Annotated in this window: 15 protein-coding genes and 1 riboswitch; of the genes, 5 read left to right on the top strand and 10 right to left on the bottom strand. The window is 70.8% G+C overall.

Annotation, left to right across the window (positions count from 1 at the left end):
- Positions 1 to 2: 2 nt before the first annotated feature.
- From GY24_RS09165 to rsmI, 4 genes are all read right to left on the bottom strand, one after another.
- Positions 3 to 1133: an FUSC family protein gene (locus tag GY24_RS09165; RefSeq protein WP_161498716.1), complete on the bottom strand. Its 1131-nt coding sequence runs from the start codon at positions 1131 to 1133 to the stop codon at positions 3 to 5.
- Positions 1134 to 1208: 75 nt separating this feature from the next.
- Entirely contained in the window at positions 1209 to 2399 is a 1191-nt protein-coding gene (locus GY24_RS09160; RefSeq protein WP_202972930.1) for an NADP-dependent oxidoreductase, read from the bottom strand.
- 139 nt (positions 2400 to 2538) lie between these two features.
- Positions 2539 to 3333, bottom strand: a complete 795-nt coding sequence (locus GY24_RS09155) for an SDR family NAD(P)-dependent oxidoreductase (protein WP_104475353.1) — start codon at positions 3331 to 3333, stop codon at positions 2539 to 2541.
- Positions 3334 to 3401: 68 nt separating this feature from the next.
- Positions 3402 to 4247 (bottom strand): 16S rRNA (cytidine(1402)-2'-O)-methyltransferase, encoded by an 846-nt coding sequence (gene rsmI, locus GY24_RS09150; RefSeq protein ID WP_104475352.1) that lies wholly within the window; start codon positions 4245 to 4247, stop codon positions 3402 to 3404.
- Positions 4248 to 4274: 27 nt separating this feature from the next.
- On the opposite strand from rsmI, the gene GY24_RS09145 reads away from it, so the two are divergent.
- From GY24_RS09145 to GY24_RS09135, 3 genes are all read left to right on the top strand, one after another.
- Positions 4275 to 6014, top strand: coding sequence for a dolichyl-phosphate-mannose--protein mannosyltransferase (locus GY24_RS09145; RefSeq protein WP_104475351.1), 1740 nt, complete (start codon positions 4275 to 4277; stop codon positions 6012 to 6014).
- Positions 6015 to 6239: 225 nt separating this feature from the next.
- Positions 6240 to 7382, top strand: a complete 1143-nt coding sequence (locus GY24_RS09140; protein ID WP_104475350.1) for a fatty acid desaturase family protein — start codon at positions 6240 to 6242, stop codon at positions 7380 to 7382.
- A gap of 170 nt (positions 7383 to 7552) precedes the next feature.
- Entirely contained in the window at positions 7553 to 8569 is a 1017-nt protein-coding gene (locus tag GY24_RS09135; protein ID WP_104475349.1) for a YeiH family protein, read from the top strand.
- 56 nt (positions 8570 to 8625) lie between these two features.
- On the opposite strand, the gene GY24_RS09130 is transcribed toward GY24_RS09135, so the two are convergent.
- Positions 8626 to 8940 carry a DMT family transporter gene (locus GY24_RS09130; RefSeq protein ID WP_104475348.1) on the bottom strand — a complete coding sequence of 105 codons (315 nt, stop codon included), beginning with the start codon at positions 8938 to 8940 and terminating at the stop codon, positions 8626 to 8628.
- 13 nt (positions 8941 to 8953) lie between these two features.
- Positions 8954 to 9018: riboswitch (guanidine-III (ykkC-III) riboswitch) on the bottom strand.
- A 113-nt stretch (positions 9019 to 9131) separates the two neighbouring features.
- On the bottom strand, positions 9132 to 9428 hold the full coding sequence (locus GY24_RS09125; RefSeq protein ID WP_104475347.1) for an antibiotic biosynthesis monooxygenase family protein: 297 nt from the start codon (positions 9426 to 9428) through the stop codon (positions 9132 to 9134).
- Positions 9429 to 9537: 109 nt separating this feature from the next.
- On the opposite strand from GY24_RS09125, the gene GY24_RS09120 reads away from it, so the two are divergent.
- A complete protein-coding gene (locus GY24_RS09120; protein WP_104475346.1) occupies positions 9538 to 10098 on the top strand; it encodes a cysteine hydrolase family protein in 561 nt (186 codons plus the stop codon).
- Positions 10099 to 10110: 12 nt separating this feature from the next.
- Here GY24_RS09120 and GY24_RS09115 read toward each other — a convergent pair whose 3' ends face one another.
- Positions 10111 to 11136 carry a GNAT family N-acetyltransferase gene (locus GY24_RS09115; RefSeq protein ID WP_104475345.1) on the bottom strand — a complete coding sequence of 342 codons (1026 nt, stop codon included), beginning with the start codon at positions 11134 to 11136 and terminating at the stop codon, positions 10111 to 10113.
- A gap of 209 nt (positions 11137 to 11345) precedes the next feature.
- Here GY24_RS09115 and GY24_RS09110 point away from each other — a divergent pair, with 209 nt between their 5' ends.
- The gene (locus GY24_RS09110) at positions 11346 to 12809 is read left to right on the top strand and encodes an L-serine ammonia-lyase (RefSeq protein ID WP_104475344.1); all 1464 of its coding nucleotides are present in this window, start codon (positions 11346 to 11348) and stop codon (positions 12807 to 12809) included.
- 129 nt (positions 12810 to 12938) lie between these two features.
- On the opposite strand, the gene GY24_RS09105 is transcribed toward GY24_RS09110, so the two are convergent.
- Genes GY24_RS09105 through GY24_RS09095 form a run of 3 tightly spaced genes read right to left on the bottom strand, consistent with a single transcriptional unit; the run spans position 12939 to position 16400 of the window.
- Positions 12939 to 14345 carry an FAD-dependent oxidoreductase gene (locus GY24_RS09105; RefSeq protein WP_133161151.1) on the bottom strand — a complete coding sequence of 469 codons (1407 nt, stop codon included), beginning with the start codon at positions 14343 to 14345 and terminating at the stop codon, positions 12939 to 12941.
- On the bottom strand, positions 14338 to 15147 hold the full coding sequence (locus tag GY24_RS09100; protein ID WP_233279287.1) for a methyltransferase domain-containing protein: 810 nt from the start codon (positions 15145 to 15147) through the stop codon (positions 14338 to 14340). The genes GY24_RS09105 and GY24_RS09100 overlap by 8 nt, the downstream gene beginning before the upstream one ends.
- Entirely contained in the window at positions 15144 to 16400 is a 1257-nt protein-coding gene (locus tag GY24_RS09095) for a type III polyketide synthase (RefSeq protein WP_104475343.1), read from the bottom strand. The genes GY24_RS09100 and GY24_RS09095 overlap by 4 nt, the downstream gene beginning before the upstream one ends.
- Between the last annotated feature and the right edge of the window lie 23 nt (positions 16401 to 16423).

The raw sequence follows: 16423 nt of genomic DNA, 5'->3' as shown, positions 1-16423 counted from the left end.
TTCTATTCGGGCGCAGGATGCCGCTGGGGCGCGTTACCGGCGGCCGGCGGTTTCGGCGCGAGGGCGGCCAGAATCCGCCGGGCGTTCATGGCGATGGCGAGAGCAACGCTCAAGGTTGACGACGTTGTCTCGGATCGCTCATCGAGGCGGTCGAGCAGAGCGGTCAGAGCGTCGTCAGCCACCGCGACGGTTTCCGGGTCCGAGTCTGCTCCGTTGCGGGCGAGAAGGGCCCCGGCCACCGCTTTCAGCACCTCGCCAACGGGTGCCCGCAAATCATCCGGGAGCTCGGCGGCGAATCCGCGCTCCCATATCGACGCGGCCAAGACATCGGTCATGTCCCGCACATGGAAGGTGATCGTTTCCAGCGTCTGGAGTTGAGCGTAGTCGAGGCCGAGATCGCGTTTCTGCAGCTGCGCCCTGGGATTCGCCTTGCGCGACTCTTCCGCCTCTTGCAGGGCCGTGCGCACCGCGTCGGAGGTCGTGCGGAGCAGCTCGTCGCGGGTGGCCCACTCCTCGTTCTGTGGGGGCCATTCTTCCTGCAGCGCCGTCGACATCTCCTGCAGGTGGCGGGCCAGCAGTTCCCGGAACTCGTTGAGGCGAAGCACCGCGGCCGTCACCGTCAGGGGCGGGAAGATCAACAGGTTCACCCCGAGTCCCACCACGATGCCCACCGCCATCTGCACCAGGTACCCAATGGAGTAGTTGTCGGCATTCGCGCCGCCGATGATGAGCACGAAGAGCGCGGCGGTCGGCACATACTCACCGCCGACAGTGAGCCAGCGGCTGCCGGCGATCAGCATCCCAATTCCGACCGCGAGCGAGATCGTGAGCACATTCGGTTCCCAGAGCACGAGGACTGCGCCGGCCAGGAGGATGCCGAGGCCCAAGCCGACCACGGTCTGCAGCCCCGTGCGCACCGAACCCATCAGCGTCGGTGTCATGCTGACCAGCGCACCGAGCGGGGCGTAATAGGGGTACTCGTCGGCAACGCCAGGGACTAAGGGGGCGATGAGCCAAGCCAGCCCGACGGCGAGGGCGGTCTTGGCGGCCAACAGCAGCCGGGAGTGGGTGATCCAGGTGTTCAGGGACGTGCGGATAGCGCGCGCGGCACGCTGCGCGGCAGCGGAAGCCATCCTCATATTCTCGCCAACACCGGCTGAAAGGTCGAATCCGGCCGCGTCGCTGCACCGGTCGGCTGGCCGGGTTGCTCACCGATCGACGACCGCTTCGCCCTCCTCCTCGGCCTCCGCTTCGGCCTCGGCCAGGGCGGCGGCCTCGGCGGCCTCTGCCGCGTCCAGCTGTTCGGAGGGGTGCGGGTGATGCTGTCCGCGCAGGTGCCCGAGCACAGGGGGAAGGTTCTCGAAGACCCGCATCCTGGCGTGCCTGGTGGGAACGTCGACGGTCGAGGCGGATTCCTTGAGCGGCACCCCGTGCGCAGTGGCGCCGTGCACGCGTTGCCGGGAGTAGCCGACCGGGTGCATGCCGAGCAGGATCTTGCCCCTGACGTGCCCGCGGTCCAACTCCTCGAACGCCTCCCGGACCTCGTCGATGGCGAAGATGTCGGAAATGGGCAGCAGCAGCCGGTGCTGCACAGCGAGCCGGGCGAGTCGGCCGACGACTTCGTGCCCATACTCCTCGGCGCTCTCGTCGGCGATGTCCGAGCCTTCCGCGCCGGAAGCGGCTGCACCGGCGCCCCGCGTTCCCGGCTTGGTGCGACCGTACTCATCGAGCCCGTAGTCGAAGACGCCGTCCCAGTCGACGACGCTGCGGATACGCGCCTCCTTCACGTTGAGCTCGCGCGCGATCTCGAGGTTCTGCCCCCCGAACGCGTCGAGGTACACGTCGACCCCCTCGGGCGCGAGTTCCCGGATCTGGCCGGCGACATCGCCGTCGTGGATCACCGGGATCACATCGAGCTGGCGGAGGAAGTCGGCGTTGCGCTCGCTGACCGTGCCGATGACCTTCGCCCCGCGCAGGCGGGCCAACTGGGCGGCGATGCAGCCGACGCCGCCGGCCGCGGCCGAGATGACGACGGTGTCGCCCTGGCCGATGTCCACCGCGTTGATCGCGGCCCACGCGGTGGTGCCCGTCACGAACAGGCTGCCGGCGACCTCCCAGGGGAGGTGCGGCGGCTTGGGGGTGATGTTCGTGGCGGGCACGGTGAGGTGGGTGGCGTGCGAGCCGCGCGAGACGTGCCCGATGACTTCGTCGTTCACCGACCAGCCGGTGACGCCGGGGCCGATCCCGCGGACGAAGCCGGCGAAGTCTGAGCCTTGGCCCTGCGGGAAGTGCGCCGGTATGCGATCCGCCAGTTTGCCCTCGCGCAGCCGCGAGTCCGCCGGGTTCACCCCGGCCGCGACCACCTCGATCAGCACCTCGCCCTCTCCGGGCACAGGCATGTCAATGTCAACGACCTCGAGAACCTCGGGACCGCCGTATCGCGAGAACTTCACTGCTTTCGGCACGGTGCACCTCCAACACTGGCTTCAACGGATTAAACGCTGCCGGGCTGTGCGTTGTTCCCGGCTGCTGGCATCATCACGGCAGGATCGCCCCGGCCGAGATGTTGAGATTTGCCGCTGTGATCGTGCGGGCGTGCTCGGAGGCGGCGAAGACCGCGACGTTGCCGACGTCCTCCAGCAGCGCGGCCCTTCCGAGCATCGTGTCGGCGGTGACCATCTCGGCGATCTGGGCGAACTCCGCCGCCTCGACGGGGTCGGCCGGGGTGTCGCCCAGCACTCCGCCCGTCTGGATCATCACCGTGCGCACGCCCCGGGGACCGAGCTCTGCGGCGAACTGCTTCTGCAGGTGGTCGACGGCCTGCAGTGCCACCTGGAATCCGCCCATGCCGAAGCCGCGCACCGGATCGCCGGTGCCGCCGAAGAACAGCAGCACCCCGGAGCCCTGCGCACTCATCTGCCTGGCCGCGGCCCGCGCCGTGAGGAATGCGGTGCGCACCCCCAGATGGATGGGGCGCTCGAAATCGGCGAGCGACATGTCCACGAGCGGCGTCCCCATCACCTCGCCGATGCCGATCACGTTCAGTGAGATGTCGATGCGGCCGGATTGCTCGACCACCGCGGCCGCGTGTCGCTCGACCTGTTCCTCGTCCAGCGCGTCGACGACAGCCGGCTCGGCCTGCCAGCCGTCCGCGCGGAGCTCGACGGCGAGGCGCTCCACCGGTTCGGCGGTGCGACCGGCCAGGTGCACGGTGGCGCCGGCACGGGCGAACGCGCGCGAGACCGCGCCGCCGATCTGGCCTCCGGCACCGTAGACGATGGCGACCCGGCCGTCGAGCAGTCGGCTCCCCGAGTGGCTTTCCTGCGGCTGCATGGGCACCTCCACCGTCATGATCGCACCGGCACCGGCCGCCCGCAATCCCCGCCCAGCTCGCGCGGGGCCTAGGGAGTGACGGGCTTGCCCGGCTTGGCCGGCTTGGCCTCCAGAGCAGCCTGGTAGAGCTCGCGCTTGCCGAGTCCGGTGCCCTCCGAGACGACGGCCGCGGCATCCTTCAACCGCTCCCCCGCCGCCACCAGCGCCAGCACCTCTGCAATGCCGCTGGCCAGGTCGCCGACGCGCTTCTCCGCCCCGGCCACGACGATGCAGATCTCGCCCTTGACCCCGGATGCCGCCCACTCGGCGAGTTCGGCTGCGGTGCCGCGCTTGACCTCCTCGTAGAACTTCGTGAGCTCCCGGCAGACCACGACGCGGCGCTCGGCGCCGAACACGCTCGCCATGTCGGCGAGGGAGGCGGCCAGGCGGTTCGGCGACTCGAAGAACACCATGGTGCGGCGCTCGTCGCGCAGCTCGGTGAAGGTGCTGACCCGCTCGCCGTGCTTGCGCGGCAGGAAGCCCTCGAAGGTGAACCGGTCGGTCGGCAGGCCGGAGACGGCGAGGGCGGTGAGCACGGCACTCGGGCCGGGCAGCGCGGTCACGGTGACGCCGGCGCTGGCGGCGGCGTCGACCAAGTGGAAGCCGGGGTCGGAGACGGTCGGCATGCCGGCGTCGCTCAGCACGAGCACGTCGCCCTCGCGGGCCAACTCGACGAGTTCGATCGACTTCTCGCGCTCGTTGTGGTCGTGCAGGGCGATGAGGCGGGGGCGGTTCTCGATGCCGAGGGCGGCGAGCAGGCGCTGCGTGACGCGGGTGTCCTCCGCCGCGATCACCGTGGCGGAGCCGAGCGCCTCGACCAGGCGCACCGAGGCGTCCTTGAGATTGCCGATGGGGGTCGCCGCGAGAATGATCATGTGTCCAGTCTGGCCTAGCATGGGCGCATGAGCATCGGGACGTCGCAGCAGCCGAGCGGCGATGACGCACCCAGCTCCCCCATTCTGGCCGCTGGACCGGGCGGCGAGACCGCGTCGACGGGACTGCCCGGGCAACAGATCGGGCAGCCGCTCGAGCATCCGGTGGAACCGGTCGAGGAGCGGCCAGAGCCGCGCGGCAGCCGCCTCGACGAGTGGTGGGGCCACATGCTCCGCACCCCCGGCCGTCGGCGGCTCTGGTACTGGGGCGGCCCGATCGCCGTCACGCTGCTCGCCGCCGTCCTGCGGTTGTGGAACGTGGCCAACCCGCACTCCCTCGTCTTCGACGAGACCTTCTACGTCAAAGACGCGTACACCCTGCTGAACAACGGCTACGAATCGCAGTGGCCGGCCGGCGCCGACCAGCGCTTCAACTCCGGAGACACCGACATCTTCAGCGACGAGGGGTCCTTCGTGGTGCACCCGCCGCTCGGCAAGTGGGTGATCGCCCTCGGCCTGGCCGCCTTCGGCGCCGACAACTCCTTCGGCTGGCGCATCGGCACCGTCGTCGTCGGTGTTCTCGCCGTCTTCCTGCTCACGGTGATCGCCCGGCGACTGTTCGCCTCGACCATCGTCGCCGTCATCGTCGGCTTCCTGTTCGCGATCGACGGGCACGCGATCGTGATGTCCCGGGTGGCGCTGCTCGACGGCATCCTGATGTTCTTCGCCCTGCTGGGCTTCGGCGCCATCTTGCTCGACCGCACCTGGCACGAGAAACGCCTGCGCGCCTGGCTGGCCGCACGCCAGGCGAGGGTGGATGCCGGCCTGGCCACCGAGTCCAGCTGGGGGCCGGGCCTGTGGTGGCGGCCGTGGCTGCTCGCGGCCGGGCTCGCCTTCGGCATGGCGGCGAGCGTCAAGTGGTCTGGCCTGTACTTCCTGGCCGCCTTCGGCGTCTATGTGGTCGTCGTCGACGCCCTCGCGAGGCGGCGGGCCGGCGTGGCGTTCTGGGCGAGCGCGGCCGTGCTCAAGCAGGGCCCCATCTCGTTCCTGTTGATGGTGCCGATCGCCCTGGCGACCGTCATCGCCAGCTGGACCGGCTGGTTCCTCACGGCCGGCGGCTACTACCGCAGCTGGGCCAGCGAGGCCGGCAACGCCTGGACCGGCGCGCTCGCCTGGGTGCCGGAGAGCGTGCAGAGCTTCTGGCACTACCAGGTCGCCGCCTACGAGTACCACGTGGGCCTCAGCACCCCGCACCCCTATCAGGCGAACCCGCTCACCTGGCTGTTCATGACCCGACCGACGAGCATGTACTACCAGGGCTCGAGCTACGGCGAGGACGGATGCCGCGCCGACCTGTGCAGCGCAGCGATCCACTCCGTCGCCAACCCGCTGATCTGGTGGGCCGCCGCGGCCGCCGCCTTCTACCTGCTGTACCGGCTGGCGCGCTACCGCGAGTGGCAGACCGGACTGATCCTGATGGGCCTCGCCGCCGGCTACCTGCCCTGGCTGATGTACCTGAACCGCACGGTTTACCAGTTCTACACAATCGCCTTCGAGCCGTACCTGCTGCTCGGCCTCGGCGTCGTGATCGCCGTCATCCTCGGCCGACGCGACGACCCCCGGTGGCGCCGTCAACGCGGCATCGGGGTGGTCGCCGTCTACCTCGGCGTCGCCGCACTGGTCAGCGCCTTCTTCTACCCGATCTGGACGGCCCAACTCGTGCCGTACTGGTTCTGGCACCTGCACATGTGGCTGCCCAGCTGGGTCTGACCCGGCCGGGACACGGCCGGGAAATCGGGCACATTGCCCGCGAGGAACATACACCCTTCATATTCCCGCCACGGCATGCAACAGGCGTGTAATCGAGGCCGTTTCTCAGCCAAAGCGACGTAGGCTGCTCTCATCCGATCGCAATGTCGCCGTATGAATTTCGACACGTGAGCTCCGGGCAGTTGCCCACCCCCGACTGGGAAGTCACTCACACGAAGGTCGACGATGAGCGAAGCGAACGCCGCCCCCCTTGCCGCCGGAGCCGCGGCATCCGTCATAATCACCAAGCCTGCCGTGCGGATCATCCGCACCCGCCCCGGCGGTGACCGGCAGAACCCCACCACCGAGTACTCGGCGCTGCTGCACACCGTGCGCAACCTCGGCCTGCTGCGCCGCGCCACCTGGTTCTACTGGATGATCTTCGGCATCCTGCTGGCCGCCCTCGGCGGCATCGTCACCGGCTTCGTGCTGCTGGGCGACAGCTGGTTCCAGCTGCTCATGGCCGCGGCCCTCGGAATCGTGCTCACCCAGTTCGCCTTCCTGGCGCACGAGGCCTCGCACCGAACCGTGTTCGAATCGGGCAAGGCCAACGACCGGGCCGGGCGCATCCTCGCCAACGCCTTCGTCGGCATCAGCTACTCCTGGTGGATGACCAAGCACTCGCGGCACCACTCGAACCCGAATGTCGTGGGCAAGGACCCCGACATCGACAACGACTTCATCGTGTTCCAGCCGGAGGAGGCCGCCAAGGTCAACCGCCTGCACGCCTTCGTCACCCGCAAACAGGGCTGGCTGTTCTTCCCGATGCTCACCCTCGAGGGCCTGAACCTGCACATGCACGGCCTCCGCACCGTCATGGGCAAGGGCAAGGTCGACAAGCGCGGCCTCGAGATCAGCATGATCGTCACCCGCCTGGCCGCCTACCTGGCCGTGCTCTTCCTCTTCCTCCCCGTCGGCATGGCGTTCGCCTTCCTCGGCGTGCAGCTGGCCGTGTTCGGCGTGTACATGGGTGCGTCCTTCGCCCCCAACCACAAGGGGATGCCGATCCTCCCGCACGACTCCAAGGTCGACTTCCTGCGCCGCCAGGTGCTCACCAGCCGCAACATCCGCGGCGGCTGGGGCATGCTCACCTTCATGGGCGGCCTGAACTACCAGATCGAGCACCACCTGTTCCCGAACATGCCGCGCCCGCACCTGCGCAAGGCGCAGGAGCTCGTGAAGGAGTACTGCCAGGCGCACTCGATCAGCTACACCGAGACGGGCCTGTTCCAGAGCTACGGCATCGTCGTCGAGTACCTGAACAAGGTCGGGCTCTCGGCCCGCGACCCGTTCGACTGCCCGATGACGGCGCGCTTCCGCACCCACTAGCGCGTCGCGCAGCGACGCGAAAGGCGGCAGCCTCTCATCAGGCAACCTGCAGACCCGTCACCGATGCTTGGCCGTCTTAGTCGGACGCAGGGCCCCGGCGGGCCAGATATGGCCTCGCCGGGGCCCTGCTCCTGTTTTTTGTGATTCCGGCATGCGGTTAGGCTCGTTGGGTGAAGTGGTTGCCCGGTATCGCCCTCGCGGCCGCGGCCGCACTCCTCTCGTGGGGAATCCACGCGCTGATCCCCGCGATCCCGCTGCTCACGGCCGCCGTCGCCCTCGGCATCATCGTCGCCCAGATCCCCGCGCTCCGGCCAGCCCTCGCCGGCCCGCTCAAGCCCGGCCTCGGGGTGGCGTCCAAGAAGTTCATGCGGCTGGGCGTCGTGCTGCTCGGGCTGAAGCTCAGCCTCGTCGACATCCTCGGCCTCGGCTGGGTGTCGATCGCGATGATCGTGGTGATCGTCGTGCTCACCTTCGTCGGCACGATCGGGCTCGGCCGCGCGCTGCGGCTGCCCGGCCACCAGCCGCTGCTGATCGCGACGGGATTCTCGATCTGCGGCGCCTCGGCGATCGGCGCGATGAGCGGCGTCGTCAAGGCCAAGGATGAGGAGACGGCGACGCCGGTCGCCCTCGTCACCCTCTGCGGAACGCTGGCGATCGCGGTGCTGCCGCTGCTCTGGCATCCGCTCGGCCTGAGCAACGAGCAGTTCGGCCAGTGGGTCGGCGCGAGCGTGCACGACGTCGGCCAGGTCGTCGCGACCGCGCAGATTGCCGGCCCGGCCGCCCTCGCCGTCGCGATCGTCGTCAAGCTGACCCGCGTCGTCATGCTGGCCCCGATGGTCGCCACCGTGGCAGGCATCGAGCGCCGCAAGCACAGCGCTGCCGTCGCCCATGCCGCGGCGACCGGCGGGGAGGCCCCGGATGCCGGTGCCCGCCCGCCGATCGTGCCGCTCTTCGTCGTCGGCTTCCTCGCCGCGGTCGTCGTGCGCACCGTGTTGCCGGTGCCGGAGGTCGTGCTGGAGACGGCCGACGTGCTGCAGACGGCGCTCCTCGCCATGGCTTTGTTCGGCCTCGGCTCCGCCGTGCGGCTGCGCGAGCTCGTGCTCACCGGCTGGCGCGCGCTACTGGTCGGCCTGCTCTCCTGGGCGCTGATCGCGGGACTGGCCTGGGCCGTCGTCGTCTACGTCTAGCGCAGGCGGCGCGGCGCGGCGGGGCAAGCACGGCGGCTGGCAGTCCCAGCCGGCGGCTAGTCGACGAACTTGAGCCCGACGATGCAGCCGACGAGGCCCATCAGCAGCAGGATCTTCAGCCAGGACACGCTCGTGTCGCCGGTGATCATGGCGTAGACGACGGTGAGCGATGCGCCGATGCCGACCCAGACGGCGTAGGCCGTCGCGGTCGAGATCCCGCGCATGGCGAGGGCGAGCCCGCCCATGCTGAGCACGATGCTGATGCCGAAGATGACCGACGGCCAGAGCTTGGTGAAGCCCTCGGATTTGCCGAGCGCGGTGGCCCAGACGGCCTCGAGCACGCCGGAGACGATGAGGATGATCCATGACATGACTGTTCACTCCTGTGGCCAGTCTTGTCGCGTTCCGGGTACTGATCCCTCGTCCGGGGCCGCAGTCGGCGGCCTCAGAAAAGACTAGCAGCGCGCAGGCGGCCGGCCCTGTGCAGGCACTGTGCACGCACTGTGCACGGCACTGTGCACGGCACTGTGCACGGCCGGCATCCGCCCGCCGTGCCGTCAGTTCAGCCGCCGAGCACGACCGCGAAGTGCTCGACCACCGGGAACGGCTCGTAGAAGGGATGCAGCAGCGTGCGCCACTCCTGATACTCCGGCGAGCCGCGGAACCCCTGCTCGTGCGCCTCGACGCTCTCCCAGCCGACCAGCAGCAGGTATGTCGACGGGGACTCGATGCCGCGGGAGAGGCGGAGGTGCAGGAAGCCGGCCTGCCGCTCGATCAGCGGGCGGGCCAGCGCGAAGGCCGCCTCGAACTCGGCCTCGCGGCCGGGCAACACGGGCAGCAGGGCGTGTTCCAGGATCATGCAGGCCAGCGTATCCTTTGGCCGAGGCCCGCCCTGCTCGAGCGGCCCGATGCCGGCTGGCCCGGCATTGCCCCTTCCGGATGCCGCCGGCAGCCGCCATCATGGGTGCATGAGCCTCGACCCCAACGCCGCCCTCATCGTCATCGACATGCAGAAGGGCTTTGCCGACCCCGGCTGGGGCCCGCGCAACAACCCCGACTGCGAGTCGAACGTCGAGCGCCTGCTGGGGGCCTGGGCCGCATCGGCGCGCCCGGTGGTGCTCGTGCGGCACGACTCGCTCGAGGAATCGCCGCTGAACCCGAACCACCCGGGCAACGCGCTGCTGGACTTCGTCGCGGCCGCCCCGCACGAGCTGTTCGTGCGCAAAGACGTGAACTCGGCCTTCTTCGGCGAGCCCGACCTCTCCGGCTGGCTCGACGAGCGCGGCATCCAGCAGATCGTGATCTGCGGCATCCAGACCAACATGTGCGTCGAGACGACGGCCCGCATGGGCGGCAACCTCGGCTACGAGGTGCTCGTGCCGATCGACGCGACGCACACCTTCGACCTCGAGGGCCCTGGCGGCGTGCGCCTGAGCGCCGACGAGCTCTCCCGGGGCACAGCCGTCAACCTGCACGGGGGCGAATTCGCCACCGTGCTGAGCACCGACGAGCTGCTCGAGCGCGCCTAGGCCGCGCCGGCTCTACGCGGTGAGGGCGTAGCCGAAGCTCAGCAGCTTGAGCTGGTTGCCGTTCGGGAACGTCATCACCGGCTCGCGGTCGAGCAGGCGGTCGAAGCCGACCTGTGCGTACAGCTTGTGCGCGCCGAGCATCTCGGGGCCCGAGTTCATGACCACCTGGGAGACCTGGCGCAGCCGGCCGAGCAGAAGCACGTGGCGGCTGAGCAGCTCGCCGAGGCCGCGACGACGGGCATCCGGGCTCACCGCGAGCAGGCGGAAGTCCATCTCGCCCGGCTGGGCGAGGTCGGTCATGGTGGCGCCATCGCGCGGCGTGGACACCGTTCCGAGCAGGGCGCCGGTCTGGGTGTCGACGGCGACCCACACCTGGTGCTCGGCGGCGCGGCCGGCGACGTCGACGATCGACGCGCGATAGGAGTCGTTCAGGGTGTAGTCGTGGGAGTAGGCACGCTCTGAGAGGCTCGCGACGGCATCCACCTCGTCGTCGTGCATCAGGCGCACGAGCACCTCGTCGGGGCTCTGCTGCAGCGGGTATCGGTAGACGACGAGCGAGGCGGCGCGGCCAGTGCCGTCGATGACGGCCTCCCGCTCGAAGCCGAGGCGCTCGTAGAGGCGCTGAGCCGTGAGGTTGAGCTCGCCCGTGTCGAGCACGAGGGCCGTGGCGCCCCATTCGAGGGCGACCTCGAGGCTGGCGCGCATCAGGGCGTCGCCGATGCCGGCGCCGCGCGCCTCAGGGGCGACGGCGAGCAGGCGGATCTCGGCCTCGCCGGCGTTGGCGCGGCGGGCGTACGGGGTGCCGGCACGCAGAACGCTGGCGGTGCCGACGAGCGCGCCGTCTGCGTTCAGGGCGACGAGCAGGGTTCCGGATGCCGCGCGGCCGGCGGCGTCGAGCGAGAACGCGCGGCGCTCAGCGCTGACGGGCAGGTGGCCGTAGGGGCCGACGAGAAAAGCGCTCTCGGTGAGCTGACCGATTGCGGCGGCCTCGGAGTCGAGGGCGGGCCGGATGGTCAGGGAAGAAGGTGCGAACGTCACTGAATCCAGTGTACCGGGGCGTAATGAATCGCAATAATCGGCGCAGTGGTTGACGGCGGGAGCGCCGCGGGGTCAAACCGCGGCCATCGCGCCGAGAACGCCGCGTTCCCGCACCCCGGCCACGAAAAGTGCCGCCCACCGGGCGAATACGCACGAATCTGCGATGTGATGCCACACTCCTGCGCGCCCCGATCTCTACGATGAGAGGCGTGACAGCGTTCGTCTCAGCCCTCGATCTCTTCTCGATCGGCATTGGCCCGTCCAGTTCCCATACGGTCGGCCCGATGCGGGCTGCCCTCGACTTCGCCGGCCGTCTCGGGCCCGGCACCCTAGAGAGCGTCGACCGCATTTCGTGCGTGCTCTTCGGCTCGCTCGGTGCCACCGGCATCGGCCACGGCACCCCGGATGCCATCGTCGCCGGTCTGGCCGGACTGCGCCCGGAGGACTGCGACCCCGCCGCGGTGCGCGGCGCCTGGAGCACGTTGCCGCGGGCAGCCGATGGCGCGGGCACCGTGCTGCTGGGCGGTTCCCGGCCCGTGCCGATCACCCGCGACGACATCACCTTCGCGCCGTTCACCCGCCTGCCCGGGCACCCGAATGCCATGACGTTGCACGCCTGGGCGCGCGATGCCGCCGGCACGGAGCGCGAGCTGCTGCACGAGACGTACTACTCGGTGGGCGGTGGCTTCATCCGCCGGGCCAGCGAGGACGCCGGCGGTGCGGCCTCGCTCGCGGGCGGTCCCCGTGCGTCGGCGACGGCGGCGCCCGGCCCGAGGCGGGCGACCGCGGCGGCCACGCCCCGGCATCCGCTGCCCTACTCCAGCTCGGCCGAGCTGCTCGCCCTGTGCGAGGAGCAGGGTGTCGGGCTCTGCGACATCGCACGCGCCAACGAGGAGGCGCTGCACGGGCGCGAGGCGCTGGATGCGGGACTCGACGCCATCTGGGCGGCCATGCACAGCTGCGTGGAGAACGGGCTCGTCACCCCGGGTGTTCTGCCCGGCGGCCTCGGCGTCAAGCGCCGCGCCCCCATCGTGCGCGAGCAGCTCGACGCGCACGACTGCCAGCCGGTGCGCGAGCGCGACACCTCCACCGAGTGGCTGCACGCCTTCGCCCTCGCCGTCAACGAGGAGAACGCCTCGGGCGGCCGGGTCGTCACGGCGCCGACCAACGGCGCGGCCGGCATCATCCCGGCGGTTGCGCACTACTATCTGCGTTTCGTGCCGGGGGCGTCGCCGGAGGGCATCCGCAACTTCCTGCTGACAGCGGCCGCGATCGGCTCGCTGGTCAAGGCCAACGCGTCCATCTCGGGGGCGGAGGGCGGCTGCCAGGCCGAGGTCGGGTCCGCGTGCGCGATGGCCGCCGGCGCCCTCTGCGGCGTGCTCGGCGGCACGCCGCGCCAGGTGGAGAACGCGGCCGAGATCGCGATGGAGCACCATCTCGGCCTCACCTGCGACCCGGTCGGCGGGCTGGTGCAGGTGCCGTGCATCGAGCGCAACGCGATCGCCGCGTCGACCGCGGTGTCGGCTGCCCGGCTCGCCCTGCTGGGCGACGGCACCCACCTGGTCTCGCTCGACACGGTGATCGAGACGATGCGCCAGACCGGCCTCGACATGATGACGAAGTACAAGGAGACCAGCGAGGGCGGGCTCGCCGTCAACGTCATTGAGTGCTGAGCCCTGCTCTGGGGCTGATGCCGCGCGAAAATACAGGACCAGAGCGGTGCGACCCCTCAATGGAGGCGTCACGGGCGTCTCCTCCTGTTTTTGTGTGTGCCGGCTTCTGCGGTCTTCGGATGCCGGAGCTCAGAGCCCGCGCATGGTGAAGGCCTGCGCCAGCAGCGCCCGGAACGGCGGCCGGGCCAGCAGTCGCACGAGCGCGTTGCGCGCGGCGAGGCTGCCGCCGCGCGCCGGCCGCCCGACGCCCATGTTGAACGAGGCCTGCAGCACCGTGCGGCGGGCGGCACGGCCGCGGCGGGCGCTGTAGTCGGCGAGGGCGCGGGAGCCTAGCGCGTGCCCGCCGCGCACGCCCAGCTCGAGGGCCGGGGCGAGGGCCGCGGCATCCAGCCAGCCGAGGTTCATGCCCTGGCCGCCGATCGGGCTCACCTCGTGCGCCGCGTCGCCGAGCAGGGCGACACGGCCGGCCGCCATGGTGCCGGCCAGGTGTTGCCGCACCGCGAAGGCGCTGATCGAGCGGGCGGTGCGCTGCGCGTTGTCATGGTCGCTGTCGTGGGGGTGGTTGTTGTCATGGGCGTGGTTGGTGTCGTTCCCGGCGGTGGCTGCGCCGGCTGCCGCGTCCAGCACGATTCCGGTGCGCTGCCGCACGATGGCGGCGAGCTCATCGGCCGTCGCCTCCGGGCGCAGCCGCCCGGTGAGCACCACCCAGCGGCGCCAGCCGCCCGGCAGCGGGAAGGACTCGACGACTCCCCCGCGCTCGAAGGCGAGCAGCGCGGTCGTCGCCATGTGCGGCGCGGCGAGCGGGCTGCCCCGCACTCCCGACCGCGCGGGCTCGCTCTGCTCGCTGCGGAAGTCGCCCATCAGGTACGGCTGCGCGTCGCCGACCGCGCGCCAGCTGATGCCCAGGTACTCGCGGACGCGGCTCCGCGCGCCGTCAGCACCGACGGCGTAGCGCGCCCGCAGCCCGGCGCCTGCGGCCAGCCGCACCCGCACGATGTCCCCCCGCTGCGAGAGCGCGACGACGCGCGCGCCGCGGCGCACCGGGTCGCGGCCGTCGCAGAGCTCGGTCAGCCGTTCGCGGAGCAGCCGCTCCGTGTCCCGCTGCGGGAGGGCGAGCACGAAGGGGTAGCGGCCGGCCGCCTCGCTGATGTCGAGCCCGCCGAGGACCTCGCCGTCGCACCACGCCTCCCCGCGGAAGATCGGGGTCCCGGCGGAGATGGCCGCGTCGGCGAGCCCGAGCTGGGCGAGCACGGCGAGGCCCGGCGGGTGGATGCCGATCGCACGGGAGTGCTCAGAGCCCTGCTCGCGCGCCTCGAGCACGACGACGCTCAGACCCCGCTGCACCAGCAGGCAGGCGAGGAGCAGCCCGACTGGACCGGCCCCGACGACTGCGACGTCCACGACCTCTGTGGAGTCGGCTGCGTCCGTGGAGTCCGGGGTGTCCAGGGCCCCAGTGGCGTCCGCGGCGCCAGGGGCGTCCGCGGCGTCCGCGGCGTCCGCGGCCGTGTCGGTGCCCGGGTCTAGCGTGTCAGGCATCGGGACCGGCCCAGGTGAGCAGATAGCGGAAGTGGCTCTGCGGCTGGACCGACCAGCCCGGCGGCAGGGCGACCTGCAGCTCGGCCGGCCGGTAACTGCGGCGAATGGAGGTGAGGCCATCGGCACGGATGTACGAGCGATTCAAGAGGTTGCGGGCGAACGGCAGCGTGCCCAGCGCGAAGCCGGCGTAGGCCAGGGCGCTCCGGGTGATGTCGCTGTGCAGCGCGCGCGGCAGCCGTCGGCCGTGCGGGTCGGCGGCGTTTCCTGGGCCGGTGGGGTCGGACGCCGGACGCACCAGCCGCTCGCTGTCGTAAAGCAGGCCGCCGAGCTCGGCGGGGGTGAGGTGGTGCAGCATGTGGTTGGAGATCACCAGGTCGAACTGGGCCCCGTCGGCGACGAGCTCCGAGCTGAATGCGCGCCGGAACTCCACGCCGCCGACGCCGGGCTGCAACCGCGCCGGATGGCGCAGCACGAGCTGGCGCCGGGCGAACTCGTCGGCCCGGGCATCCGGGTCGATGGCCGTGACCTGCAGGCGCAGGCCGTCGTTGGTGGCCCAGTGGGCCAGTGAGAGGGGCAGGTCCCCGCCGCCGGCGCCGATGTCGAGCAGCGTCGTGTCGCGGGTCGCCGAGAGGTGCGGCCGGACGAAACGGCGGTAGATGTCGCGCCATCCGGAAACGGCGGCGTTGACCAGGCGAAACTGCTCGTAGGTCCGCGTCAGCATCTCCGGGTCGGCGTCGGGGGCGTCCATGAGCTCGGCGGCGTCCGTCGCCCTCGAGCGCAGCGGCCAGCCCCAGCGGGTCACGCCGTCAGCACCGAAGCTGCGGCGGGCTGCGGGGCGGCCGCACTCGCCTCGGCGTTCGCCCCGGCACTCGCCCCGGCAGCCGTCGGCGCTTCCGCGGCGTGTGGAACCCGCACCCCGGCCACGGTCAGCAGCGCCGTCTCGACGGTGAGCCCCGGCCCGAACGCCATCGCGAGCACCCGCTCGCCCTCGGCCGTCGCGGGTGCCTCCAAGATCTTCTTCAGCACGAACAGCACCGTCGCACTCGACATGTTGCCGAAGTCGCGCAGCGTCTCGCGGGCCGGCACCAACTGCGCCTCGCTGAGGCCGAGCTTCTGCTCGACCTTGTCGAGGATGCTGCGCCCGCCCGGATGGATCGCCCAGTGCTGCACGCTCTGCCCGGCGGCCCCGGCGGCGAGCGCCGCGGCAAGCACCGGTTCGGGGGCGAACAGGGGGGCAAGCGCGCCGCCGATGTGCTCGTCGATGATGTGCGGCACGTAGCTGGAGAGCACCATCTCGAAGCCGTTGTCTCCGATGCGCCAGGCCATGTCGCCTTCACCGACGGGGGTGATCACGGTCTCGGAGCGGTCGAGCACGAATGCCAGCTCGCCCTCCACTGGTGGGCGCGAGCTGACGATCCCGGCGGCCGCGCCGTCGGCGAACAGCGAGGAGGCGACGATCTCGTCCGGGTCGTTCGAGCTGCGCAGGTGCAGCGTGCAGAGCTCGGCGCTGACGACCAGCACGACGGCGTCCGGATCAGCCTCGACGAACTGACGGGCGGTGCGGAGAGCCGGCATGGCCGCGTAGCAGCCCATGAATCCCAGGTGGTAGCGCTGGACGGATGCCGCCAGCCCCAGCTGGCGCACCAGCATGTAGTCAGGCCCCGGCTGGTAGAACCCGGTGCACGAGACCGTGATGACGTGGGTGACGTCGGCGGCCTCGATGCCGGGGCAGGCTGCGAGCGCGCGCCGGGCCGCCTCGACGAAGAGCAGTGTCGCCTGATCGGCGTAGAGCTCGTTGCGCACCTTGGTGCCCGGGCTCAGCAACAGCCCCGTCTCGGCGTCGAAGAACTGGTGCTCGCCCGGGGATTGCTCCAGCGAGAGCTCCTCGATCACCGAGTATCGAGTCTCGATTCCGGAGGAGTTGAAGGCCGTGCTGACCAGGCGTTGGCCGAGCCGGCCGAGGCCGGGCTGGCTGGCGAAGACGTCACGCACCTCCTCCTGCACCAGCACGGTGGGGGGAACAGCGGTCTGCAGTGCGCGAAGCGTCACATCCATGGTTCATAGTAGGCGCGCATCCC

This window comes from Microterricola pindariensis (genome assembly GCF_002936985.1).
Lineage (GTDB): Bacteria > Actinomycetota > Actinomycetes > Actinomycetales > Microbacteriaceae > Microterricola > Microterricola pindariensis.
The sequence above is the reverse complement of the archived record's forward strand: the minus strand, read 5'-3'. Positions and strand labels throughout refer to the sequence as shown.

What these genes read in the sequence shown, in the direction of transcription:
- GY24_RS09165 (WP_161498716.1), bottom strand. Translation starts at nt 1,133, where the DNA reads ATGGCTTCCGCTGCCGCGCAGCGTGCCGCGCGCGCTATCCGCACGTCC.
- GY24_RS09160 (WP_202972930.1), bottom strand. Translation starts at nt 2,399, where the DNA reads ATGCCTGTGCCCGGAGAGGGCGAGGTGCTGATCGAGGTGGTCGCGGCC.
- GY24_RS09155 (WP_104475353.1), bottom strand. Translation starts at nt 3,333, where the DNA reads ATGCAGCCGCAGGAAAGCCACTCGGGGAGCCGACTGCTCGACGGCCGG.
- rsmI (WP_104475352.1), bottom strand. Translation starts at nt 4,247, where the DNA reads ATGATCATTCTCGCGGCGACCCCCATCGGCAATCTCAAGGACGCCTCG.
- GY24_RS09145 (WP_104475351.1), top strand. Translation starts at nt 4,275, where the DNA reads ATGAGCATCGGGACGTCGCAGCAGCCGAGCGGCGATGACGCACCCAGC.
- GY24_RS09140 (WP_104475350.1), top strand. Translation starts at nt 6,240, where the DNA reads ATGAGCGAAGCGAACGCCGCCCCCCTTGCCGCCGGAGCCGCGGCATCC.
- GY24_RS09130 (WP_104475348.1), bottom strand. Translation starts at nt 8,940, where the DNA reads ATGTCATGGATCATCCTCATCGTCTCCGGCGTGCTCGAGGCCGTCTGG.
- GY24_RS09125 (WP_104475347.1), bottom strand. Translation starts at nt 9,428, where the DNA reads ATGATCCTGGAACACGCCCTGCTGCCCGTGTTGCCCGGCCGCGAGGCC.
- GY24_RS09120 (WP_104475346.1), top strand. Translation starts at nt 9,538, where the DNA reads ATGAGCCTCGACCCCAACGCCGCCCTCATCGTCATCGACATGCAGAAG.
- GY24_RS09105 (WP_133161151.1), bottom strand. Translation starts at nt 14,345, where the DNA reads ATGCCTGACACGCTAGACCCGGGCACCGACACGGCCGCGGACGCCGCG.
- GY24_RS09095 (WP_104475343.1), bottom strand. Translation starts at nt 16,400, where the DNA reads ATGGATGTGACGCTTCGCGCACTGCAGACCGCTGTTCCCCCCACCGTG.